This window comes from uncultured Ruminococcus sp. (genome assembly GCF_934476685.1).
Lineage (GTDB): Bacteria > Bacillota > Clostridia > Oscillospirales > Ruminococcaceae > Hominimerdicola.
This window is the reverse complement of record NZ_CAKSNX010000006.1, coordinates 114,139-136,902: the sequence shown is the minus strand read 5'-3', so window position 1 is coordinate 136,902 and position 22,764 is coordinate 114,139. Positions and strand designations below refer to the sequence as shown.

20 protein-coding genes and 1 riboswitch are annotated in these 22,764 nt (G+C 43.8%); of the genes, 18 read left to right on the top strand and 2 right to left on the bottom strand.

All coding sequences use genetic code 11. From position 1 onward, the window contains the following. Positions 1–113 precede the first annotated feature (113 nt). A riboswitch (TPP riboswitch) is annotated at positions 114–223 on the top strand. A gap of 120 nt (positions 224–343) precedes the next feature. The 6 genes from Q0E19_RS08010 (at position 344) to spoIVA (ending at position 6,402) form a co-directional block, all read left to right on the top strand. After that, a complete protein-coding gene (locus Q0E19_RS08010) occupies positions 344–931 on the top strand; it encodes an energy-coupled thiamine transporter ThiT (protein ID WP_294408687.1) in 588 nt (195 codons plus the stop codon). Between the two features lie 70 nt (positions 932–1,001). Beyond that, positions 1,002–1,529, top strand: coding sequence for a DUF5662 family protein (locus Q0E19_RS08005; RefSeq protein ID WP_294408686.1), 528 nt, complete (start codon positions 1,002–1,004; stop codon positions 1,527–1,529). A gap of 207 nt (positions 1,530–1,736) precedes the next feature. Then, positions 1,737–2,702, top strand: coding sequence for a 50S ribosomal protein L11 methyltransferase (prmA, locus tag Q0E19_RS08000; protein WP_294408685.1), 966 nt, complete (start codon positions 1,737–1,739; stop codon positions 2,700–2,702). Between the two features lie 63 nt (positions 2,703–2,765). Continuing rightward, positions 2,766–3,104 (top strand): hypothetical protein, encoded by a 339-nt coding sequence (locus Q0E19_RS07995; RefSeq protein WP_294408684.1) that lies wholly within the window; start codon positions 2,766–2,768, stop codon positions 3,102–3,104. Between the two features lie 222 nt (positions 3,105–3,326). Further along, the gene (locus tag Q0E19_RS07990; protein WP_294408683.1) at positions 3,327–4,892 is read left to right on the top strand and encodes an SPOCS domain-containing protein; all 1,566 of its coding nucleotides are present in this window, start codon (positions 3,327–3,329) and stop codon (positions 4,890–4,892) included. Positions 4,893–4,908: 16 nt separating this feature from the next. After that, complete coding sequence (spoIVA, locus tag Q0E19_RS07985; RefSeq protein WP_294408682.1) at positions 4,909–6,402, top strand: stage IV sporulation protein A; 1,494 nt, start codon at positions 4,909–4,911, stop codon at positions 6,400–6,402. 145 nt (positions 6,403–6,547) lie between these two features. On the opposite strand, the gene Q0E19_RS07980 is transcribed toward spoIVA, so the two are convergent. Then, positions 6,548–6,694: a hypothetical protein gene (locus tag Q0E19_RS07980; RefSeq protein WP_294408681.1), complete on the bottom strand. Its 147-nt coding sequence runs from the start codon at positions 6,692–6,694 to the stop codon at positions 6,548–6,550. 135 nt (positions 6,695–6,829) lie between these two features. Between Q0E19_RS07980 and Q0E19_RS07975 the strand changes: the two genes are divergently transcribed. Then, positions 6,830–9,238 (top strand): ATP-dependent Clp protease ATP-binding subunit, encoded by a 2,409-nt coding sequence (locus tag Q0E19_RS07975; RefSeq protein ID WP_294408680.1) that lies wholly within the window; start codon positions 6,830–6,832, stop codon positions 9,236–9,238. 6 nt (positions 9,239–9,244) lie between these two features. On the opposite strand, the gene Q0E19_RS07970 is transcribed toward Q0E19_RS07975, so the two are convergent. After that, positions 9,245–9,463, bottom strand: coding sequence for a helix-turn-helix transcriptional regulator (locus Q0E19_RS07970; protein WP_294408693.1), 219 nt, complete (start codon positions 9,461–9,463; stop codon positions 9,245–9,247). A 228-nt stretch (positions 9,464–9,691) separates the two neighbouring features. On the opposite strand from Q0E19_RS07970, the gene Q0E19_RS07965 reads away from it, so the two are divergent. From Q0E19_RS07965 to Q0E19_RS07915, 11 genes are all read left to right on the top strand, one after another. After that, entirely contained in the window at positions 9,692–10,675 is a 984-nt protein-coding gene (locus Q0E19_RS07965; protein WP_294408679.1) for a hypothetical protein, read from the top strand. 126 nt (positions 10,676–10,801) lie between these two features. Next, positions 10,802–12,604 carry a translation elongation factor 4 gene (gene lepA / locus Q0E19_RS07960; protein ID WP_294408677.1) on the top strand — a complete coding sequence of 601 codons (1,803 nt, stop codon included), beginning with the start codon at positions 10,802–10,804 and terminating at the stop codon, positions 12,602–12,604. Positions 12,605–12,615: 11 nt separating this feature from the next. Then, positions 12,616–13,065, top strand: coding sequence for a hypothetical protein (locus tag Q0E19_RS07955; protein WP_294408676.1), 450 nt, complete (start codon positions 12,616–12,618; stop codon positions 13,063–13,065). 108 nt (positions 13,066–13,173) lie between these two features. Next, positions 13,174–13,653 carry a hypothetical protein gene (locus Q0E19_RS07950; RefSeq protein WP_294408675.1) on the top strand — a complete coding sequence of 160 codons (480 nt, stop codon included), beginning with the start codon at positions 13,174–13,176 and terminating at the stop codon, positions 13,651–13,653. Between the two features lie 5 nt (positions 13,654–13,658). After that, entirely contained in the window at positions 13,659–14,774 is a 1,116-nt protein-coding gene (gene hemW, locus Q0E19_RS07945) for a radical SAM family heme chaperone HemW (protein ID WP_294408691.1), read from the top strand. Positions 14,775–14,937: 163 nt separating this feature from the next. Then, positions 14,938–15,936, top strand: coding sequence for an RND transporter (locus tag Q0E19_RS07940; protein ID WP_294408674.1), 999 nt, complete (start codon positions 14,938–14,940; stop codon positions 15,934–15,936). A gap of 177 nt (positions 15,937–16,113) precedes the next feature. Further along, positions 16,114–16,971 carry a hypothetical protein gene (locus Q0E19_RS07935; RefSeq protein WP_294408673.1) on the top strand — a complete coding sequence of 286 codons (858 nt, stop codon included), beginning with the start codon at positions 16,114–16,116 and terminating at the stop codon, positions 16,969–16,971. A gap of 286 nt (positions 16,972–17,257) precedes the next feature. Then, positions 17,258–18,220, top strand: a complete 963-nt coding sequence (locus Q0E19_RS07930; RefSeq protein WP_294408672.1) for a hypothetical protein — start codon at positions 17,258–17,260, stop codon at positions 18,218–18,220. A gap of 395 nt (positions 18,221–18,615) precedes the next feature. Further along, the gene (locus tag Q0E19_RS07925; protein WP_294408670.1) at positions 18,616–19,086 is read left to right on the top strand and encodes an NAD(P)H-dependent oxidoreductase subunit E; all 471 of its coding nucleotides are present in this window, start codon (positions 18,616–18,618) and stop codon (positions 19,084–19,086) included. A 2-nt stretch (positions 19,087–19,088) separates the two neighbouring features. Continuing rightward, positions 19,089–20,981 (top strand): NADH-quinone oxidoreductase subunit NuoF, encoded by a 1,893-nt coding sequence (gene nuoF, locus Q0E19_RS07920; protein WP_294408669.1) that lies wholly within the window; start codon positions 19,089–19,091, stop codon positions 20,979–20,981. An 8-nt stretch (positions 20,982–20,989) separates the two neighbouring features. Beyond that, positions 20,990–22,672 (top strand): [FeFe] hydrogenase, group A, encoded by a 1,683-nt coding sequence (locus tag Q0E19_RS07915; RefSeq protein ID WP_294408667.1) that lies wholly within the window; start codon positions 20,990–20,992, stop codon positions 22,670–22,672. Positions 22,673–22,764 lie beyond the last annotated feature (92 nt).

Here is a 22,764-nt window from a genome sequence, read left to right as displayed (position 1 = left end):
GTTTAGTCACTTACATTATACCATGAGTTTCTCTTTGAGTCTTCTTTTTTGTGTCATTTTATTTTACAACTTGCCGTATTGCAATAAATGATAAGATATGTTATAATCATACTGTAATAAAATACGGGAGCTGAATGTTTTTCAGCTGAGAAAAGGCGAATGAACGTCTTGACCGCACCTGATTTGGGTAATACCAGCGTAGGGATATGTTATATACGATATATACAAAATGTCTGCGTATGCCATTTATCAAGGGTATGCGCTTTTTTTGATGTTTTATTCAGCGTATGTGCTTTGCAGTCAAAATTTAAAGTTTGTTCGCAGATATAGAAAGGAATTTTTTATGAAAAGAAAAAGAACGTTAATGCTTGTTGAGGGAGCGGTCATGATAGCGCTTGCAACTGTCCTCAGTTTTATCAAGGTCTATAATCTGCCTTGGGGCGGATCAATAACCCTGCTTTCAATGCTGCCGATAGCAGTGTACAGCATACGCTACGGCGTAGCAAAGGGCATAGGCGCATCATTTGTTTACTCACTTATACAGCTTATTCAGGGAGCGACAGAAGGTCTGTTCGGCTGGGGATTGTCGCCTGTTATGCTTATCGCCTGCATACTGCTGGACTACATAGCGGCATACACTGTACTCGGCCTTGCAGGAATGTTCAGAAAAAATGGCGCAGCAGGCTGGCTGGCAGGAACGGTAATTGCCGTGTTCCTCAGATTTGCCTGCCACTTCATCAGCGGAGTTGTTATATGGAAATCATTCGGTGAGCTTTGGGACGGCTTTTCAACGGAAAACAGCTGGCTTTACAGCCTGCTCTACAACGGCTCATATATGCTGCCTGAACTTATCTTCACAGGGATAGGCGCTTATGTTCTGTTCAGAATACCGCAGACAAGAAAACTTCTGTCACAGAATGATAACTCATAATGCCCTGTGTGCTTGCAAAATCCTGCGGACGGTGATATAATATTATTATCAAAGCAAGGGAGCGAATGCAATGTCAAACGCATGGGAGCATTTTAAGACCATTACAAAACACCGCACAGCGGTCATGATAAACTGTTTCAGAGCAGGTATCCCTCTTCAGGGACTTACCCACGATCTTTCCAAATATTCGCCCGAAGAATTTATGCTCGGCGTAAAATATTATCAGGGTACGAGATCTCCTCACGAGGGGGAAAGGGAGGCTTACGGTTATTCTCTTGCGTGGATGCACCATAAGGGAAGAAATAAGCACCATTTTGAATACTGGACGGACTATGACCCTGTTACAAGAAAAATGTCCCCTGTGAAAATGCCGCTCAAATATGTAAAGGAAATGTTCTGCGACCGTGTTGCCGCAAGCAAGATATATATGAAAGAGAATTACAACGACGGTTCTGCTCTGGCATATTTTATGCGTGCGAAAGCCACAAGGAGCATTCACCCTGAAACTTCGGAGCTTATCGAAAAGCTGCTTGTCATGCTGAAAAATAAGGGAGAGCGTAAGACTTTTGCGTATATAAGACGGCTTAATAAATATTGATGTTTAAAATCGAAAAAGTTCACAGCAGACTGCTTTCAGGTAAGGCAGTCTGCTTTTTATATGATATTTGTTGAAAGTTGCTAAAAATCAATCTTTAACTTGGTGAAGAATTTTCAGTAAAATTTGCTTTACAAAATCATAAAAATGTGTTATAATTATTCACATACTACTTTTTGATCCGGCGAAAGCCTGAAAGGATATTTCATTATGAATTGGGTGGAACTTGATATTTTTACTACCACCGAGGGCATAGAAGCCGTAACAGGCAGCCTGCTCGGTATGGGCATAAATGGTTTTGTTATAAAGGACGCTCAGGATTTTGAGGAGTTTCTTAGTGATAAAAGCGTGAACTGGGATTATATAGACGATGATCTTATGGGACTGAAAAACTGTGAAACTACCGTTACAGTATATCTTCCCGAAAACGCTCAGGGACTTGAAAATCTTGAAGCTATGAAGCTTGAACTTAAAGCGCTGAAAAAGAGGGATACGGAAAATCTTTTCGGCAGACTTGAATATGAGCTTAAAAACGTCAAGGAAGAGGATTGGGCGAACAACTGGAAACAGTATTTCAAGCCGCTCTGCGTTGGCGAAAAGCTGCTTATAAAGCCGTCATGGGAAAAGGCTGACCCTGATGAGAAGAGGAAGATCCTTGAGATCGACCCTGCCTCCAGCTTCGGCACAGGTCAGCATAATACAACTCAGCTTTGTCTTGAACTCGTTGAGAAAAATCTCAGCAGCGGCGACAGGATACTTGACCTCGGCTGCGGCAGCGGAATTTTGTCCATAGGCGCACTTCTTCTTGGTGCAGCCTCCGCAACAGCGGTGGATATAGACGAAAATTCTGTTAAGATAGCAAAAGAGAATGCAGAGAAAAATAATATCCCTGCGGATAAATATACCGCTTACTGCGGCAATATAATCGAGGACGATGAGCTTAAAAACAGGATAGGCACAGGCTATGACCTGCTTTGCGCAAACATCGTTGCGGACGTTCTTATCGGTATGAGCGGCAGCTTTGCAGGCTTTATAAATGACGGCGGAACGCTTATCGTTTCGGGAATAATCGACTCCAGAAAGGACGAAGTCCTTGACGTTATAAAGGCTCAGGGCTTTGAACTTCAGGAGATAAGAGAGAAAGAGGACTGGGTAGCAGCGTCTTTCAGAAAGTAAATTCAACAGCAGGGCGGGCTTATCCGCCTTAGATAAAATCTGAACAGGAAAGGAAGTAACAGCATGCAGTTATTGTTTTTGGTTATCAAGAGAGTGGAGCTTGTAGATGAGATAATGAGATCTCTTGCGCAGGCAGGTATTCACGGCGGAACGTGTATCGACAGCGTCGGAATGGCAAAGTCCATATCCGGTATGGATAATCTGCCGATGATAGGGGTTCTTCGTTCTATCCTCAGCGGTGAAGACGCAGCACAGAAGGGCAAGACTATTTTTGTCGCCGTACAGGACGATCAGGTCGAGGCTGCAAAGCAGGCGATTATTTCCATAACAGGCGATCTTTCAATTCCTAACGCAGGCGTACTTTTCGGTGTGCCGATAACATTTGCCGAGGGTATAAGCTGACAGAGCGGACAATAATATATTTTATATTAAAATACTCACAGCGGACGGTCATTGCAGACTGTCCGCTGTTTTTATATGCCCTTCTGCATATATCCGCATTTGCAGGAATATAATGTTTTAGCAAGCAGATCAATTACGGCAATACCGCATAGCTCATAGGCGACAGTATGCGGCGCTGCCTTTGGCGAAGCTGAATTTGCAAACAAGCGGGAGGATATTAATATGGAAAATTTGGATTTCAAGCTCAATCGTGAAAGCCTTGCCGCCGCAGCAGTAATACTGGATTGCTCCTGCGAGCAGTCTGTGGAAAAGGATATCGTGCTGCCGGATTATTACCCTGATATTTTCAGAGTTTTAAAGTGTACGGTAAGTCCTTTTGTCAATTCCCACAGCATAAACGGCGGAAAGCTGTCCTTTGAAACTGCGGTGACGATAAGAGTGCTGTATCTGGCGGAAAATGATAAGCGGATAAACTGCATAGAGCAGAAATGCACCCTGCCAAAGTCACTTGACCTCAACGGCGAATGTGTTAATCCTGCGGTGTATGTTATACCCAAATGCGATTACATTAACTGCCGTGTGGTAAATCAGCGCAGACTTGACATAAGGGGAGCGGTAACTGCGTCTGTGAAGGTCGTGAGCGACGCTGAACAGGCTGTTGTGACAGATGCAAGCGGCTGCTGCGTACAGCTGAAAAAACAGCCTGCAACGTTCCCCTCAAAACGCATAAGCGTGGCGAAGCGCATAACGGTTATAGAAGAACTGGAGATGTCATCGTCAAAGCCGTCTGTGGGAACTGTGCTGAGATGCGGCTGCAATGTAAATCAGGGTGAAAACAAGATAATCGCAGGAAAGCTTATTACAAAGGGCGAGGCTGAGATAACTATGCTCTATTCCTGCATAAATTCTGCCGGAGAGGATACGGCGGAGAATATGAAATTCTCTGTGCCGTTCAGTCAGATAATAGATGTTGACGGCATTGACGAAACCTATGAGGCTCAGTTGGAGATAACCGCAGGCAGCTGTGATATTATCCCGAAAGGTGAGGAAAGCTCTTCTCTGGAATGTGAACTTGTGCTGCTTGTGACCTGCACAGCGGTGAAATATGAAACAGGCGAGGTAGTGACGGACGCATATTCCACAAAATATGAATGTGAATTGGAGCATTGCAAAACGGCGGTCGAATGCAGACCCGCACAGGTCAATGAAAGCTTTCAGTCCGAGTGTACGCTTACCTGCGGCGACGGAGAGATATCCTGCATATATGACAGCTTTGCAGAGTGCAGGAACGTTTCGGTGAGGGCGGATAAGGATAAAAACTGCTTTGTGGTTTCGGGCAGCACACTTTTCTCTGTGCTTGGGGCGAACGGAGATAAGCAGCCGTTCTTTATTGAGGGCGAAACTCCTTTTGAACAGGAAATACCGCTGCCGGCAGGCTGCAACGATATCGAGAGCGCATCATGTGATGTAAAAGTCAGCGCCGCAGGCTGCTCGTTCTATCTTGCAGGGGCAGGCTCGGCGGAGATGAAAGCGGAGCTTAAAATATGCGGATACATACGCTTTTCATCTGCAGGTTGTATGCTGGGAAGTCTGAAAGTGCTTACCGATAAGCCGAAACAGAAAAACAACAGCTATGCTCTCAAGCTTTGCCGCTGCGCCGACAGCGAGGATATATGGGATATCGCAAAGAGATATTCCACATCTGTAACGGCGATAATGGAGGAAAACGAACTTACGGACGATAAGATCTCACAGCAGGGAATGCTGCTTATTCCATTGATGAGCTAGGAGGAGAACAGAGAAAATGAACAATCTTAAAAACCTTAACAACGATATTTACAGCGATATAGCCATGCGCACGGGGGGAGATATCTACATAGGCGTTGTAGGACCTGTCCGCACAGGCAAATCCACTTTTATAAAGCAGTTCATGGAGCAGCTGGTCATTCCTAATATCGAGAGTGATTTCAGACGTGAAAGGGCGGTAGATGAGCTGCCTCAGTCCTCCGCAGGAAAGACCATAATGACCACAGAGCCGAAGTTTATCCCCGAAGAGGCTGTTGCGGTGACGATACCTGAGGGCGCAAGCTTTAATGTCCGTATGATAGACTGCGTCGGATATATAATCCCAAGTTCTATCGGATACATAGAGAACGAAGCGCCGAGAATGGTCATGACGCCGTGGTTCGATGAGGAGATACCTTTCAATATGGCGGCGGAGATAGGTACGCAGAAGGTCATAACCGAACATTCCACCATAGGGCTTGTTATAACCACAGACGGCTCTGTAACGGATCTCCCTAGAGATGAGTATGAGGAGTGTGAGGAGAGGGTAATTGATGAGCTGAAAAAGATAAATAAGCCTTTTGTCGTGCTGCTCAACTGCGTTTCACCAAGGTCAGCTGAATCAAAGGAGCTTGCTGCACAGCTTTCTGAAAAATATGGTACGGTGGTCATGCCAGTGAACTGCCTTGAACTTGATGAAAATACCATAAGGGATATACTCACTCAGGTTCTTTACGCTTTCCCTGTGAGGGAAATAAATATCTCTATGCCGTCATGGATAAATACTCTTGAAAAGGGGCATTGGCTGAAAGAGGCTGTTTTCAGCCATATAAGAACAGCTGCGGCAGGGATAGAAAATCTGAGGCAGATAAGAGAGTGCGCACAGAGCATATGCTCCTGCGAGTATGTGGAAAGGGGAGAAGCTGCGTCGATCGACCTAGGCACAGGCAGCGCAGTTATTGACGTTTGCCTTAAACCCGATCTTTTCTACCGTATCATAGGCGAGGCGACAGGTCTGGAGATACAGGGTGAGAACGAACTTATGCCGAGAATACTGGAGCTTGTGAAGATAAGGGATAAGTTTGCAAAATATTCGGGAGCACTGGAACAGATGGAAAGCACAGGCTACGGAATAGTTATGCCTGAGATGTCGGAACTTTCCCTCGATGAACCGGAGATAATAAAGCAGGGCGGAAAGTACGGTGTAAGACTGAAAGCGCAAGCACCTGCCGTTCATCTTGTAAAGACTACGATAAATACAGAGGTCGCCCCCATAGTGGGTTCGGAAAAACAGTCAGAGGAGCTTGTTATGTATATGATGAGCGATTTTGAAAGCTCTCCCGAAAAGATATGGGAATCCAATATTTTCGGCAAGTCACTTCATGAACTTGTGAGCGAGGGGCTTCATACAAAGCTTTCAAAGCTGCCTGATGACGCAAGAATGAGATTGAAGGAAACTATCGAGCGTATGATAAACGAGGGCTGTTCGGGATTGATCTGTCTGATACTGTAAAACCAACAAAAAAGAGAGAAAGCCGAGGTCAGTCGGTTTTCTCTCTTGTCATTTAGAAATACTTTACGGGACAAGGAGCGGCTCATAAGAGCCGTCCCCGTACCATAAAAGCGGGAGTCAGACTTAAACTTTCGTCAGACGCTTATCAGCATCCGCAGCCACAGCCGTTGTCACAGCCGCCGCAGCCGCCACAACCGTTGCCGCAGCCACAGTTACCGCCGCATCCGCAGCAGCAAAGGATAAGAATAAGAATGATGATCCACCAGCATCCGCCAAATCCGCAACCGTTCATATTATATATCTCCTTTTTAATGAAAAAATTATTATAAAGCTTTCCGCTTTGTAAGCGGTTTGTTTTGCTTTATAGTACAGTTTATGCTGGGGTGCAGAATGTGTTACAGCAAATTTCAAAGCTGATGATATTCAAATGAATAGATATGAAAATTCAGTCAAGAATTTATACAGAAAACTTGAAAGGGTGAGCTTAATGGAGCATTATGGCTTGAATACAGAGCGTTTTACCGCAAAGGGGAGGGACGTTATACACCTTGCTGTCAATCTTGCAGGCAGATGGGGGCATACCTATGTTGGTTCGGAGCATCTTCTCCTTGCCTGCGCAAGATGCGAAGGCTCAGCTGCCTCAGCCGCTCTTTTGAAACACGCAGTTACTTTTGAAAAGATATCCTTTGAGATAGAGCGTATGATAGGACGTGGAACGCCATGTATGCCGTCGGAAAATGACCTTACGCCAAATGCTCTCAAAGCCTTGTCGGGGGCGGTGCGCCTGTGCGAAAGCTTTGGCGGCAGGCAGACGGGTTCGGAGTATATCCTTGCGGTCATGCTGAGGGAAAATTCCAGCTGTGCGGTCACAATACTGCGCTCGCTTGGGGTGAATATAAACCGCCTTTACAATGACTGTACAGCAGGGGGCGGAGGAAGCCACGGCGCAGAGTTTTTCTCCGAAAGATCGAAACCAAGGCTCAAAACCCTTGAACGCTACGGCAGGGAACTTACGGAGCGTTCAGCCTTTGCAGATTTCGATCCCCTTATCGGCAGGGAAAAGGAGATAAGCAGAATGATGGAGATACTCTGCCGCCGCAGCAAAAACAACCCCTGCCTTGTGGGGGAGGCAGGGGTCGGAAAGACCGCTATCGTAGAGGGACTTGCGGCAAAGATAATGCTGGGGGAAGCACCCACTGTGCTTATGGATAAGCGGATATTTTCCATTGACCTTACTATGCTGCTCGCAGGTGCGAAATACAGGGGAGATTTTGAAGAGCGTTTCAAAGCCTGCCTTGATGAAGCCTCATCAGCAGGGAATGTTGTGCTGTTCGTTGACGAGATACACAATATAATGGGAGCAGGTGCGGCAGAGGGAGCGATAGACGCTGCAAATATCCTTAAACCGCAGCTTGCAAGAAGAGGCATACAGGTGATCGGAGCTACCACCTTTGAGGAATACCGCCGCAATATAGAGCGTGATTCGGCAATGGACAGACGTTTTCAGAAGATAGTCGTTGAGGAGCCTGATGAGCAGCGCACAGAAGAGATACTGCTTGGACTGCGCACAAAATACGAGGAGCATCATAAGGTAACTATCCCCGAAGATATATGCAGATATGCAGTGAAAATAGCAGGCAGATATATTTTTGACAGGCATTTCCCCGACAAGGCGATAGATATTATTGATGAGGCTTGTGCAGGGGCAAGGATATCTGCGGCAGATGATAAAAATTCTGAAAAGGCAAAAAATGAATCCTTTGACAAATACGTTTCGGGGAAAATCTCACGGAGCGAGTATATATCCAGCCTTTCCGAGCCGAAAAAAGATGTTGTCCTGACAAGGGCGCATATCGAAAGCGTAGTGTCAAGAGCCACAGGCATAGACTGCACCGCTCTTACGGAACAGGAAAGCATAAGGCTTTCACGGCTGGAGGAAGAACTTTCCGCAAAAATAATCGGTCAGGACAAAGCTGTTCACAGCCTTTGCACCGCTGTCAGAAGATGCCGTGCGGGACTGAAAAACAACAAAAGACCTATCGGCAGTTTTGTTTTCCTAGGCTCAACGGGAGTGGGAAAAACTCAGCTTGCGAAAGATCTGGGGGAAGTCCTGTTCGGTTCAGCGGACAGCGTTATAAAGCTTGATATGTCGGAATATATGGAGCGCCACAGCATATCAAGGCTTATCGGCGCACCTCCGGGATATGTTGGCTTTGACGATGGCGGTCAGCTTGTTGACCGTGTGAGAAAAAAGCCTTACTGCGTGCTTATACTTGACGAGATCGAAAAGGCTCACCCCGATATATACAATATCCTGCTCCAGATATTGGAGGACGGTGTGCTTACAGATTCGGCAGGACGGACGGCAAGCTTTTCAAACGTTATCCTTATTATGACCTCGAACGCAGGGGTAAAGGGACTGGATATGAAAAAGCACGTCGGTTTTGGCGAGGGAAAAGCTGACGAAAAGGCAAAGGAAATGCAGGCAAAACTGCGTGAATTTATGTCCCCTGAGCTGCTGGGCAGGATAGACGAGGTGGTGGTTTTTGAAGATCTGTCTGTTCACAGCCTTGAGCGAATAGCTGCGGCAGAGCTTGAAAAACTCAGAGCAAAGACCGCAGAGATCGGCTGTGATCTGACGATATCGGAGGACTGCGCCGCAGCGGCGGCAAAGCTTGCATCGGAAAAAAGCGGCTCAGCGAGAGAGATAAGGCGCATCGTTACGGTAGATATAGAAAATCTCATATCCGACAAAATACTTGACGGCGGCAGCGAACTCAGCCTTTGCGTAAAGGACGGCAGTTTTGCGGTGTATGAACACGCAGGTATGAGGTGACAGCTGTCAGAGATCTTTAAAATATGTTTTGGTATTTGTAAGACCGAGGATATAGTCAACGTTGGTTTTATGAAACTTTGCAAGCGCAATAAGGATATCAGAGGGGATATCACGCTGACCTAGTTCATAGTTGCTGTACACTTGTTGGGAACAGTTTAAGACTTTAGCCATGTCTTTTTGTTTAAGGTCGGCATCCTCTCTTAAATCCCTTATCCGTTTGTATATCATTTTATCATATCCCTTTTTATAAATTAATTTCAATATATCATACAACATTTTGTTGTATGATATTTTACTGCAACTTGCGGTAATTATGCACCTGCTTTTTGTGCTGTATTCACAAAAAAATATAATTTTTGGTACTTCTTCCTTGACTTATACCGCAAAATGCAGTACAATAATTTTGCGCAATGAAGTTTTAGATAATGAATTATCTGAGGAGATGAATGATTTATGGAAGAACGAAAATTAATAGAATACTTGAAAAATGTTGTACTTCTTGAAAAGATGTGTTATGAACAGAGGTGTATTTTACAAAGACTTAAAAGGCAGTTAAATTATTATAGTGACCCTGAAAATGAGTTGGTGCAAGTTGACAGAGTAGGAAATAAGCCGCAATTAAGAAAATATATTTGTTGGAATGTGTTTTTTCCGTCTGAGTTTGGAGTTATATGGCTGTTTTATCCAATAATGGCTCTCATTTTTGTAGCATTGTTACTTCCTTGGCTGCTTGGTTTAAATGAATTATTTTCATTGTCTAGTGCGGCTAAAGTGATTTTTATAGTCATTCCAATTATATGTTACGCTATTCAGCGATTGATTGAATTTCACAAGTACAAAGCAGATTGCAGAACTTATGAAAAAAGAAAAGCAAACACAATGTCAAGAAACAGAAAAATAGTAAGTAAAAATAAAAATACTATGGCAAAGTTCTGGTTTGCTTCTGAAAAATTACAGTGTGAGGTAGATGCGATTTATGCGGAACTGAAAAAGACAGAAGCCGCTCTTTCAAAGTATTACTCACTCGATATTATTTATCCTAAGTATCAGAATTTTGCTTGTGTTTCTTCTATTTTGGAGTATTTCTTATCAGGAAGATGCCATACTCTGACAGGACATGAGGGAGCATATAATATCTTGGAAGCGGAAATGTTCCAAAGGACAGTTATTACAAAACTTGATGATGTTATTGATTCTTTGGAAGATATCAAAAATAACCAATATATGCTGTATGACGCTATAAATGATTGCACAAGGTCAGTAAATAATGTTTCAAACCGTATAATAAGCTCGACTGAAAGGCTTAGTAATAAAATCACGTCTGCTAATCGAGAAACAAATTCAAGACTTGATTCTATTGACTATGTAAATCGAATAAATGCAAGAAATGTACAAGTGCTTGCAGAACTGGAAGCGTATAAAATGCTGTTGAATTAATAAAAATTCCCCTGATGATAATTCATTGGGGGATTTTTTTATCAGCAAAATTGACAATGGCGAGCAAGCGTGTTATAATAAAGTATTATGGAAAAGTATACTTGTCTGAGAGAGGAAAAACAGTAAATGAACGAAAAGAATATACGAAATTTCTGCATTATAGCTCATATAGACCACGGCAAATCCACACTTGCCGACAGGATCCTTGAACTGACGGAAACTGTCGAGCTGAGAGAAATGGAGGATCAGCTCCTTGATAATATGGATATCGAACGTGAAAGAGGTATCACTATCAAGGCGAGAGCCGTAAGACTTAAATACCATGCCGATGACGGTGAGGATTATATATTCAATCTTATCGATACCCCAGGTCACGTTGACTTTAACTATGAGGTGTCAAGATCACTTGCCGCCTGCGAGGGTGCTATACTCATAGTTGACGCTTCACAGGGAATAGAGGCGCAGACACTTGCGAATACTTATCTTGCTATCGAGCATGATCTTGAAGTCGTGCCTGTTATAAATAAGATAGACCTTCCTTCCGCTGACCCTGAAAGAGCCTGCACGGAAGTCGAGAACGTTATAGGCATACCTGCCATGGACGCTCCGAGAATATCAGCTAAAATGGGTACTAACATCAAAGAGGTACTTGAAAGGGTAGTTACGGATATACCATGCCCGTCGGGTGATGATAACGCACCGCTGAAAGCGCTTATTTTCGACAGCTATTACGATCAGTACAAGGGCGTTATAATCTATATCCGAGTTAAAGAGGGACATATCAAGGCTGGCGAAACTATCAGACTTATGGCGACAGGTGCAGAGTTCCAGACCGTTGAAGTCGGATATATGGGCGCAAAGGATCTCGTTCCTGTGGGAGAACTCCATGCAGGCGAGGTAGGCTATATCGCCGCATCTATAAAGGATATAGGCGATACCCGTGTGGGTGATACTGTGACAAATGCGGCTGCACCATGCGCAGAGGCTCTGCCGGGATATAAGAAAGTAAATCCTATGGTCTACTGCGGTATATATCCTGCTGACGGCGCAAAGTACGGCGACCTCAGAGATGCCCTTGAAAAGCTTATGCTCAACGACGCATCACTTTCCTTTGAGCCTGAAACATCTATTGCGCTGGGCTTTGGATTCCGCTGCGGATTTCTCGGCCTGCTGCATATGGAGATCATTCAGGAAAGACTTGAAAGAGAATATAATCTTGACCTCATCACTACCGCTCCGTCGGTTATATATAAGGTAAATCTTACAAACGGAGAAACTGTCTATATCGACAACCCGACAAATTATCCTGACGTTGGAACTATCGCATCTGCGGAAGAACCTGTTGTCAACGCCCATATCTATACTCCGTCAGATTTTGTGGGAAATATTATGGAGCTTTGTCAGGACAGACGTGGTACTTTCAAGGATATGAAGTATATAGATGAAAACAGAGTCGATCTGCATTACGTTCTGCCCCTCAATGAGATAGTTTATGATTTCTTTGACGCGCTTAAATCAAGAACAAAGGGATATGCGTCATTTGATTACGAAATGAAGGGCTATGAGCCGTCAAAGCTTGTTAAGCTGGACGTTCTGCTCAACGGCGAGATAGTGGATGCACTTTCCTTTATAGTTCATGAGGATAAGGCTTATGCAAGAGGAAGAAGACTTACCGAAAAGCTTAAAGAAAATATCCCACGTCAGCTTTTTGAAGTTCCTGTTCAGGCTGCTATCGGCGGAAAGATCATAGCAAGAGAAACTATCAAGGCTATGCGTAAGGACGTTCTTGCAAAGTGCTACGGCGGAGATATCACCCGTAAGAAAAAGCTGCTTGAAAAGCAGAAAGAGGGTAAAAAGAGAATGCGCCAGCTTGGTTCTGTATCAGTTCCGCAGGAGGCATTCATGTCTGTACTCAAGCTTGACGAATAGGGGACGGTATAGTGGAAATTCTTGTCGGCGCAGCTGCGCTGATAGTTCTGGCGGTAATACTTGGCATAGATGTTTCGCTTATATACAGCGCAGTTATGCTGGTGCTGTTTGCTGCGATAATATTGATAGTAGGCTTTTTTGCAGTATGCCTGTGGTGGCTGATCGGGAGTAGAAAGGCGGCAGGCACACTTTCAAAGGTAGACAAAAATCCCAGATTCAAGTATGACTCAGCCTTTTATCAGATAGACGGAGAAGAATATCCGAACATTTTCCCCTGCGAGATAGTAATGAAAAAATATCTCTATAAGCAGGGGAGGGAATGTAAGCTGTATTTAAACCGCAAAAAAGGCTTTGTGTTTGACGGGAATGCCTTTTTGTGCGTGATAGCGGGACTTGTCCTCGGAACAGGTTCGGCGGCTGTATGTGCGCCTGTGGTGATAGCGGCTTTGTCACTGGGATAAATGCCCAATCTGGGGAATATCTTTTATAGGGAGCTTTATCGACTGCCCTACGCTTATTTTGTACTTATTGGAAACAAAGGCGACGCTTTGCCTGGAAAGGATCTCTGTATGGAAAATCTGAACCGATCAATGAAACTTTCACTTGAATTCGGTCTTTCGGGAGCAGTCCTGCTGCCTGTCATATATGAAGTGTATGCAAATATATCCACCTCGATAGGACTTTTCCTTGTGGCGGCATTTGCCTGCTTTGCAGGTGTGAAGTTTTCTGCGCTGAAGTTCAGAGAGGCTTTCGTCGGTATAACCTGCACCATAGCTTACAGCGGCATTTTAGGTTGGGTGTGTTACCTTTTTATCCACCCAAGGGTAGTGGATATGCTTTTGAAAAGATCGGTGTATTTTTCACTTGATATCAGACAGCAACTTTACTTCCTGCTCTACTGCTTTATAATCCTTGCTTGCATTTACCTTATATGGCTCGTGCGGTTCGGTCTGCACAAGGCAATGGAAAAATTTAAAAGCAACAGCGAAAAAACAGGCAGCTATATCGAAAATGCATTTGATGACGGAAAGGACGATGAAAATTTGTGACGAAAATGACGGGAATATATATACATATACCTTTCTGTCTGAGAAAATGTCCTTACTGCGATTTCTATTCGGGAGCGGCGGACGGAGCTGTGAAAGAAGCTTACGTCAAGGCTGTCATAAGGAATATATATGATTTTAAAAACAGGGGGATCTGCGCCGATACGGTCTATTTCGGCGGCGGAACTCCCTCGCTTTTGTCTGCGGAGCAGATAGGCAGGATAATTTCAGCCTGCAATGAGTCTTTCGCAATGAAAGAACCTGAGATAACTATGGAGTGCAACCCGTGTACAGTTGACTATGAAAAGCTATGCGGATATCGTGGGGCAGGGGTAAACAGGCTTTCTTTCGGCATACAGTCCGCACAGGACAGGGAGCTTGCGGCGATAGGCAGACTTCATGATTTTGCGCAGGCTGAAAAGGCAGTGGAAAATGCAGTAAAGGCAGGCTTTGACAATATTTCGGGTGATGTTATGCTTGGACTTCCTGAGCAGACGCAAAAGAGCCTTGAAAACACTTTGGAGCGTATGTGCAGTATGCCACTTTCACATATTTCAGCTTATATGCTGAAAATTGAAGAGGGTACGCCCTTTGACTGTGATGAGATAAGGAATGCTGTGGCAGATGAAGATACGCTGTGCGATATGTATATGCAGACGGCAGAATTTCTCAAAGGCAAGGGTTTTGAGCATTATGAGATATCGAATTTTGCTCTTGACGGAAAATATTCAAGACATAATCTTAAATACTGGCAGGGTGAAGAGTATATCGGTATCGGTGCGGCGGCACATTCATTTTTTGACGGCAGGAGATACTGCTGTCCTGCGGACAGGGAGAGCTTTATTTCTCAGCCTGTCCAGACTAAGCAGATCTTGGAGGAAAACCCCGATAAAGCAAGCGAATATGTTATGCTCGGTCTAAGGCTGAGCAAAGGGATATCCCTTGAAAAGCTGAAAGATATGGACGCTGACATAAATGAAGATGATATCAGAAATATGAAAAAGTTTGCAGAGCGTTTTGCTGAAAACGGACTTGTGGTCATAAGCGGAGATAGTATCTCTCTGACGGCAAAAGGCTTTCTTGTGTCAAATGAGATAATAGGCGAATTTCTTGATATGATATGAATTCTTTAGTGGTGTAAATCCACAAATATTTGTGCCGTATATTGTGCATGGCTACAATATGATCGGCGGTTTCTTGTAAAATCAAGCGGAAAATGATATAATGTTATTATATGAACTTGTGTATGTATCTTATTTGAATATTTTGATATTGAAAGGATGAATTATGAAAGCTGTCGCTTTTGTGGCTGCTGCGGCGCTGGCACTTTCGCTATGCTCCTGCTCAGCTTTCTCAGATAAAAATAAAGAAGAAAAGATCGCCGTTCCGATACTTGAAACAAAGGAGATATCCTATAAGACCTGCAAGGCAGAGGTAACTGATATCTCGCAGGAGTATTATCAGGTCGGCACATGGGGCTATCCGTACAGCGAATCTGTGGTGTTCAAGGCGAACGGTCAGATAAAGTCTATCGAGGTGGAATCACCTTGCGACGTGAAAAAGGGCGATCTGCTCTGTACGCTCTATTCTGACGATGTTCAGGAACAGATCGAGCGTGAGGAAATAAGGCTTGATCAGGCGAAAAGCACCGTCAACACGCTGTATGCAAACAACGCTTCCGCCGATGAGATAACTATGGCGGAATATGACCTTGAGCTTGAACAGATGACCTACGATCATCTTGTGGAGTCGCTGGACGATTATAACGTCTATGCCCCCTGCGACGGAGAATTCACCGCATTGGACAGACGTGACCAGCCGCTGAATGTAAATTCACCGGTTTCAAAGGGCAGCGTTTTCGGTTATACTTCCGATAAGTCACAGCAGTATCTCTGCGTTCAGGTCTATGACAATCAGCTCAACAATGTAAACTTCGGTACTGCCGTAAGGCTTGAACAGGGCGCAAACACCAGCTCCGGCACGGTTACGGATATCGTCTATGATGAAAACGGAGATTTTTCAGCCTATACATATGTTATCACACCGTCCAACGACGCAGATCTTATGGATTTCGGCGATGTTCAGGTGGTGTTTGATATCTATTCAAGAATGGATACCGTGGTAATACCTCAGAAGGCTGTGAAAAATCTTTCCGGCAGAACCTATGTAAATCTTCTAGTGGACGGCGTAAAGGTGGAGCAGGATATTGAACTCGGTATAGAGGATAATGAAAATGTCGAGGTCTTATCAGGTCTGAGCGGCGGCGAGGAGATAATTCTGAATTAGCCCGCTAATGCCGTTTGAGGGCATTGTGCGGTATTGACTTAAAAAAACGTACCTTAGTATTCATATTATGCAAAAGAGAAAAAATTTGCATATCATTGGATTTTGACTTGATTTTTTACGCAATTTCGTATAAAATATAATGTAGACACAAAACGTAAAATAGGAGGAATATTTGAAATGAAGGACTTTTTATCCAATGTCTGGGTCAAAAGAGCGGTGTCGGTATTCAATATAGCATACTTTGCTGTTATCATGCTCATAACCTGGGCGACTTTCCTGTACGATCTTGAATTTGCAGCAGGAAAAGAAAAGTCGTTTTTGACTGTATATGTGGTGGCGAGCGTTGTTTTCCTCGGTCTTATGATCTTCACAAGAGAGGAATTTGTGACAAGGCTGCTGAGCGTACTTATGCTGCCGGTAGTATTCTTTATGATACTTTTCAATATGTATGACTGGATACTTATAATACCGCCGTTTGTGGTGGCAGCTGTAATGTTCTTTGCCGCTGATACTCACGAAACCGTAAAGGTAATAATGGGTACGATATATCTGCTGATGTACGTTCTCGGTATCGTGGCATATTTCGTTCTCAATCTGCTCTTCGGCGGAACTTCTGTAAAAACTCAGCTCAATGCGGATATGGACAGGGGAACAGATGTGTTCAGCCTGTATAAATCACAGTACACAAAGATCTGTGAGGAAACCACAGACGAAAATACCATATCTCCTGACGGCGAATATCAGATAGTTCTCTATGATGTTCAGGACAGCGATAAGGGCGGCGTAAATATTTGCGTTATACCTTACGGTCAGGATATAAAGCTTAAATTCTTCACTCTTAAGCAGAAGGGTATAGAGAAAACTATATCCAATAAGGGCATAAGAGGAACTGTCCCTGATGTCGGCTGGGTAGTTGATGAAGAGGACGGCAAGCTCAAGGTGCAGTACAGACTTTCAGCAGAGGACGATCTTAAAGAAACTTCTGTTATCGTAATGCCTAAGAAACAGTACCTCGACTTTATCGGAATAAGCTGATAACTGCCGAAATCATATGAATATTAAAGAACGGCTTTGCATATTCTGCAGGACCGTTCTTTTTTTGTCGGCGGCTGTAACCAGAATGTCGAATAGCATATTGTTAATATTAATAAATAATTAATTGAGGTTAAGTAAAACGATTACAAAACGATTACATATCATTCGTTGGGTGTATAATACTATTGACATTTTGAACGAAAAGGTGTAAAATATATACTGTGATATGGGCGAATTTATGTGTTTGCTGTTTGCCCCCTACAATATTATCAGGGAGGAACTATAAATGAAATTGAAAAGAATAGCCTGTTTAGCAGCAGCTGCGGTGATGTCACTCTGTTCAGCTGTTTCTGTTTTTGCTGAGGAAGAAGAACGTAAGATCGACACTTACTGGGAAAACGAAAGTATGCTTACAGATGATACATCTGCACCTACTCTTTCTTTCGATCTTACCGATTGGAAAAATTCTATTCATATGACAAAGGACGCTTCACTTATAAATCTTGAAGCTAAATCTGAAACAAAGTATGCTTATCAGGGTCAGTCTATGAAACTCACAGCGTCTACTGCAAATGAGATCACAGACCTTCAGCAGTTTGCATGGCTTATGAGAGATTCGGATAACAATCTTATCTATCCTGAGGCTGACAATGAGGACGCAGATTATCTTACACTGGGCGTTGAACTTCACGCAGGTGAGTTCGGTATGAACTACTTTGACGGCTCGATGATCACATTCAACTACCGTCTTAATCCTGATATAAAGGGTCTGCTTATGGGCGACAGCTGCTTTGTATATGCTTGTGATGATGATTACAAGAAACTGGACAGCACAGAACTCAGACTTGAATACAATGATACTGACGCAAACAATACTACACAGTATGCAAAGGGCGTAATGAGTATTGCGGAGGATATCGGCGCAACAAAGCTCGTTATCGACGTTCCGCTCCAGAAGGTAACGGAAACAGTTGATATCCTTTATCTTGATAACTTTACAGTTACCACAAGAACAGGCAAGCAGGTAGCTAACCTTGACGGTTACAACCAGAATGCAAAGCCGCAGGAAGTTGTACAGGGACTTAAAGTCAAGAAGAAGGATAATACAGTAAGCCTTTCAGAGAAAACTGAAGGCGAGGGAACAAGTACAAAAATGACTATCGTTTATATCGGTATCGGTGTTCTTGCGGTAGGTGTAGTAGTTCTTATCGTTCTCCTGATTAGAAAGGCAAAGAATAAGTTCTATTAAATTTAAGTTTTAAGATCTTTTGACAGTCTGTTTTATGCAGGCTGTCTTTTTTTGCGCTGAAAAATAACCATGTTCATAAATTAGCGTGATAAAAAGTTGGCTTGTGTAAATAGAAGAATTAATTATGTAATATGAAATATATTAAATTATATATAGATTAATAATTGATTACAATTTTTCTTAATTTCTAATAACGTTTACTTTGTGTGATTTATATAAAATGGCGTGATAAAGTTTATAAAATATGACGGACTTAATATGAAACATAACAAATATATATGACCCTATGTCAATATTTATATTATTCAAGATAGGCTATATGATATATAATTAAAGATAGCATAATGTTTTGATTATTTATATGGTAATCATTTTAACAAAATGGAGGAAATGCTATGTCAAAAGAATTTGATTTTTCACCGATCGATAAAATTCTGGAAAATCACGAAAAAACAGCGGTCATTGCTATCTTGCAGGATATTCAGGAGATATATCACTATCTCCCGAAAGAGATATTCCCTTACCTTGCGAAAAAGCTCGGTACAGGTGAAGCAAGGATATACAGCGTGGCAACGTTCTATGAGAATTTTTCACTTGAACCCAAGGGAAAGTATGTGCTTAAATGCTGTGACGGTACAGCCTGTCATGTAAGAAAATCCACAGACATTCTTCAGTACCTCAGAAGTGAACTGGGACTTTCCGAAACAAAGACCACTACCGACGATCTTATGTTTACTCTGGAAACAGTTTCATGTCTTGGCGCTTGCGGACTTGCGCCTGTTATGACGGTAAATGATGAGGTACACCCTGCTATGACTCCTGACAAGGCTGCGGCTTTGCTCAAAGAATTAAAGGAGGCTGAATAATAATGCTGCTTAAAACGAAATACGATCTGGATAATGCCAGAATTACATACGGCGGGCTTGTTGACAAGCAGGCAAGAAAGATACTTGTCTGTGCAGGTACAGGCTGCGTTGCAGGCGGTTCTCTGAAAATATATAATAAACTTATCGAGGATATTCAGGCTAAGGGACTGGAATGTGTGGTTGCTCTTGCTGACGAACCTCACGATGACGATATCCATGAGGGCGCTGTGGGAGTAAAGAGAAGCGGATGTCATGGCTTCTGCGAAATGGGACCTTTGGTAAGAATAGAGCCTGAGGGCTGGCTTTACACAAAGGTAAAGCTTGAGGACGTTGAAGAGATCGTTGACAAGACTATCCTCAACAACGAATGTGTTGAAAGGCTCTGCTATAAGAAAAACGGCGAGATATACCGTCAGCAGGCAGAGATACCTTTCTATAAAATGCAGAACAGAATAGTTCTGGAACATTGCGGTCATATCGACGCAACTTCTATAAAGGAGTATCTTGCTATCGGCGGATATACTGCTTTTGAAAAGGCTCTGCTGGAGATGACCCCTGCGGATATACTTAATGAAATGACAGAATCAAACCTCAGAGGACGAGGCGGCGGAGGATTTCCTCTCGGAAGAAAATGGGCAAGCGTAGCAAAGCAGACAAGTCCCGTGAAGTATGTTGTCTGCAACGGCGACGAGGGCGACCCCGGTGCATTTATGGACAGATCCATAATGGAGGGCGATCCGCACAGACTTCTTGAAGGTATGATGATCGCAGGTATCGCAACTGGGGCAAAGGACGGATATATCTACGTTCGTGCGGAATACCCTCTTGCAGTTGAAAGACTGAGGGGAGCTATCGCACAGGCTGAACAGTTCGGACTGCTGGGCGACGATATCCTCGGAACAGGATTTTCATTCAGAATACATATAAACAGAGGTGCAGGAGCGTTCGTATGCGGCGAGGGTTCAGCTCTTACAGCGTCTATCGAGGGCAAGAGAGGTATGCCGAGAGTAAAGCCTCCTAGAACCGTAGAGCATGGCCTTTTCGATCAGCCGACAGTTCTCAATAACGTTGAAACTCTTGCGAACGTGCCGCTCATCATAAACAAGGGTGCAGCGTGGTTCAAGTCCATAGGACCTGAAAATTCACCGGGAACAAAGGCTTTCGCTCTTACAGGAAATATCTCAAACACAGGTCTTATCGAAGTGCCTATGGGAACTTCCCTCAGAAAGGTAATTTATGAGATAGGCGGAGGAATGAGAGGGGACGGAAAGTTCAAGGCTGTTCAGATCGGCGGACCGTCGGGCGGATGTCTTGTTACGCCTAACCTTGATATCTCACTTGACTTTGACTCGCTGAAAAAAGTCGGCGCAATGATCGGTTCGGGCGGACTTGTAGTAATGGACGATAAGTCGTGCATGGTCGAGGTCGCAAGATTTTTTATGAACTTCACACAGAACGAGTCATGCGGAAAGTGCGTTCCTTGCCGTGAGGGTACAAGAAGAATGCTGGAGATACTGGAAAGAATAGTTGACGGCAGAGGAGAAGAGGGCGATATCGACCTGCTGCTCGAACTGGCAGATACTATATCTTCAACTGCACTCTGCGGACTGGGAAAGACCGCAGCATTCCCTGTTGTATCAACAATAAAGAATTTCCGTGATGAATATGAGGCGCATATAAGGGATAAGAAATGTCCTGCGGGCAACTGCAAGAAGCTTGTTACATATCAGATCGATCCTGAGCTTTGCAAGGGATGTTCAAAATGTGCAAGAGCCTGTCCTGTGGGAGCTATCAGCGGAGAGATCAGAAGTCCGTTCAAGATCGACACAGCTAAGTGCATAAAGTGCGGAGCTTGCGTTGAAGGCTGTCATTTCAAGGCTGTCAAGGAGGTTTAACAGTTACAATGAACAACAATTTTATGATAATAGATAATATTCCCGTTGCCATAAACGGTGAGAAAAATCTGCTTGAGCTTATAAGAAAGGCAGGGATAGACCTCCCTACGTTCTGTTACTATTCTGAGCTGTCTGTTTACGGCGCTTGCAGAATGTGTATGGTTGAGGATAAGTGGGGTTCTATCGTTGCAGCCTGTTCAACACCGCCTAAGAGCGGAATGGAGATACGCACAAATACTCCAAGACTGAGAAAATACAGAAAAATGATACTTGAGCTGCTGCTGTCCAATCACTGCGGCGACTGCACGACCTGCGATAAGAACGGAAAATGTAAACTTCAGGAGCTTGCTGCAAGATTTGATATCCACAGAGTAAGATTTCCGAATACAAAGGATAAGCCGTGTATCGACGATTCCTCACTTTCTATCACAAGAGATGCAAATAAGTGTATCCTCTGCGGCGACTGTGTAAGAGTCTGCAACGAAGTTCAGAATGTTGGCGCAATAGATTTTGCAAACAGAGGTTCAAAGATGAAGGTAGCCTGTTCATTTGACAAGCCTATCGGAGATTCAAACTGCGTAGGCTGCGGACAGTGTGCAGCAGTCTGTCCGACCGCTGCCATAATCATAAAGAACGACAGCCACCTTCTTTGGAAACATCTTAACAATGACGATACCATTGCTGTGGCACAGATCGCACCTGCGGTAAGAGTTGCCGTGGCAAAGGAGTTCAACTATCAGGGCGAAAACGTAATGGGCAAGATAGTTGCGGCTCTCAGAAGAATAGGCTTTGACTATATTTTCGATACCTCCACAGCAGCCGACCTTACGGTAATGGAAGAGTCAAAGGAGTTTGCACAAAGACTTGAAAAGGGAGAAAATCTGCCGCTGTTCACATCATGCTGCCCTGCATGGGTGAAGTATTGCGAGAATGAATATCCTGAAATGCTGCCAAACGTATCGACCTGCCGTTCGCCTATGCAGATGTTTGCGTCCGTCATAAAGGAACAGTTCGGAAACAAGGGCAAAAAGCTGCTTTCAGTAGCCGTTATGCCATGTACAGCCAAGAAAGGCGAGGCTGCAAGAGATGAGTTCAAGGACGAAAACGGCAAGCCGCTGGTGGATTATGTTATCACCACGCAGGAACTTATCCTTATGATAAAGGAAGCAGGCATCGTATTCAACGAGATAGAGCCTGAGTCGGTAGATATGCCGTTCGGAACAATGACAGGCGCAGGAGTTATTTTCGGCGTAACAGGCGGCGTAACAGAGGCTGTTATAAGACGTGTATCCTCGGATAAATCCATAGCATCCCTGAGAAATCTTGCTTTTGAGGGCGTAAGAGGATTTGGCGGAATAAAGGAATTTGAGCTTCTCCTCGATGATAAAACCGTAAAGATATGCGTAGTAAACGGACTTAAAAATGTTGCACCTATTATGGAGAGAATAAGAAACGGCGAGCATTTCGACCTTATCGAAGTAATGGCTTGCCCTAACGGCTGCATAAGCGGCGGCGGACAGCCTAAGGCTACCGTGGGCGAAAAGGCAGAGAGAAGTGTAAATCTGTACAATGCAGATAAGCTTTGCACACTTAAACGTTCGGAAGAAAATCCGCTTATGACAGAGCTTTATAACGGCATACTAAAGGGAAAAGAACACGAACTTCTCCACGTTTCATACGTTCATAAGTAAAATTATAAAAATTATAATAATTATAATTGCAAATTAAAAACTGCCCTGCGGCGGGATATTGTATCCTTTGCCGCAGGGCAGTTTATTTTAGC

Excerpts from the sequence above, each read along its gene's own strand:
- Q0E19_RS08010 (WP_294408687.1), top strand. The coding sequence starts at position 344 with ATGAAAAGAAAAAGAACGTTAATGCTTGTTGAGGGAGCGGTCATGATA.
- Q0E19_RS08005 (WP_294408686.1), top strand. The coding sequence starts at position 1,002 with ATGTCAAACGCATGGGAGCATTTTAAGACCATTACAAAACACCGCACA.
- prmA (WP_294408685.1), top strand. The coding sequence starts at position 1,737 with ATGAATTGGGTGGAACTTGATATTTTTACTACCACCGAGGGCATAGAA.
- Q0E19_RS07995 (WP_294408684.1), top strand. The coding sequence starts at position 2,766 with ATGCAGTTATTGTTTTTGGTTATCAAGAGAGTGGAGCTTGTAGATGAG.
- Q0E19_RS07990 (WP_294408683.1), top strand. The coding sequence starts at position 3,327 with ATGGAAAATTTGGATTTCAAGCTCAATCGTGAAAGCCTTGCCGCCGCA.
- spoIVA (WP_294408682.1), top strand. The coding sequence starts at position 4,909 with ATGAACAATCTTAAAAACCTTAACAACGATATTTACAGCGATATAGCC.
- Q0E19_RS07980 (WP_294408681.1), bottom strand. The coding sequence starts at position 6,694 with ATGAACGGTTGCGGATTTGGCGGATGCTGGTGGATCATCATTCTTATT.
- Q0E19_RS07975 (WP_294408680.1), top strand. The coding sequence starts at position 6,830 with ATGAATAGATATGAAAATTCAGTCAAGAATTTATACAGAAAACTTGAA.
- Q0E19_RS07965 (WP_294408679.1), top strand. The coding sequence starts at position 9,692 with ATGGAAGAACGAAAATTAATAGAATACTTGAAAAATGTTGTACTTCTT.
- lepA (WP_294408677.1), top strand. The coding sequence starts at position 10,802 with ATGAACGAAAAGAATATACGAAATTTCTGCATTATAGCTCATATAGAC.
- Q0E19_RS07950 (WP_294408675.1), top strand. The coding sequence starts at position 13,174 with ATGGAAAATCTGAACCGATCAATGAAACTTTCACTTGAATTCGGTCTT.
- hemW (WP_294408691.1), top strand. The coding sequence starts at position 13,659 with ATGACGGGAATATATATACATATACCTTTCTGTCTGAGAAAATGTCCT.
- Q0E19_RS07940 (WP_294408674.1), top strand. The coding sequence starts at position 14,938 with ATGAAAGCTGTCGCTTTTGTGGCTGCTGCGGCGCTGGCACTTTCGCTA.
- Q0E19_RS07935 (WP_294408673.1), top strand. The coding sequence starts at position 16,114 with ATGAAGGACTTTTTATCCAATGTCTGGGTCAAAAGAGCGGTGTCGGTA.
- Q0E19_RS07930 (WP_294408672.1), top strand. The coding sequence starts at position 17,258 with ATGAAATTGAAAAGAATAGCCTGTTTAGCAGCAGCTGCGGTGATGTCA.
- Q0E19_RS07925 (WP_294408670.1), top strand. The coding sequence starts at position 18,616 with ATGTCAAAAGAATTTGATTTTTCACCGATCGATAAAATTCTGGAAAAT.
- nuoF (WP_294408669.1), top strand. The coding sequence starts at position 19,089 with ATGCTGCTTAAAACGAAATACGATCTGGATAATGCCAGAATTACATAC.
- Q0E19_RS07915 (WP_294408667.1), top strand. The coding sequence starts at position 20,990 with ATGAACAACAATTTTATGATAATAGATAATATTCCCGTTGCCATAAAC.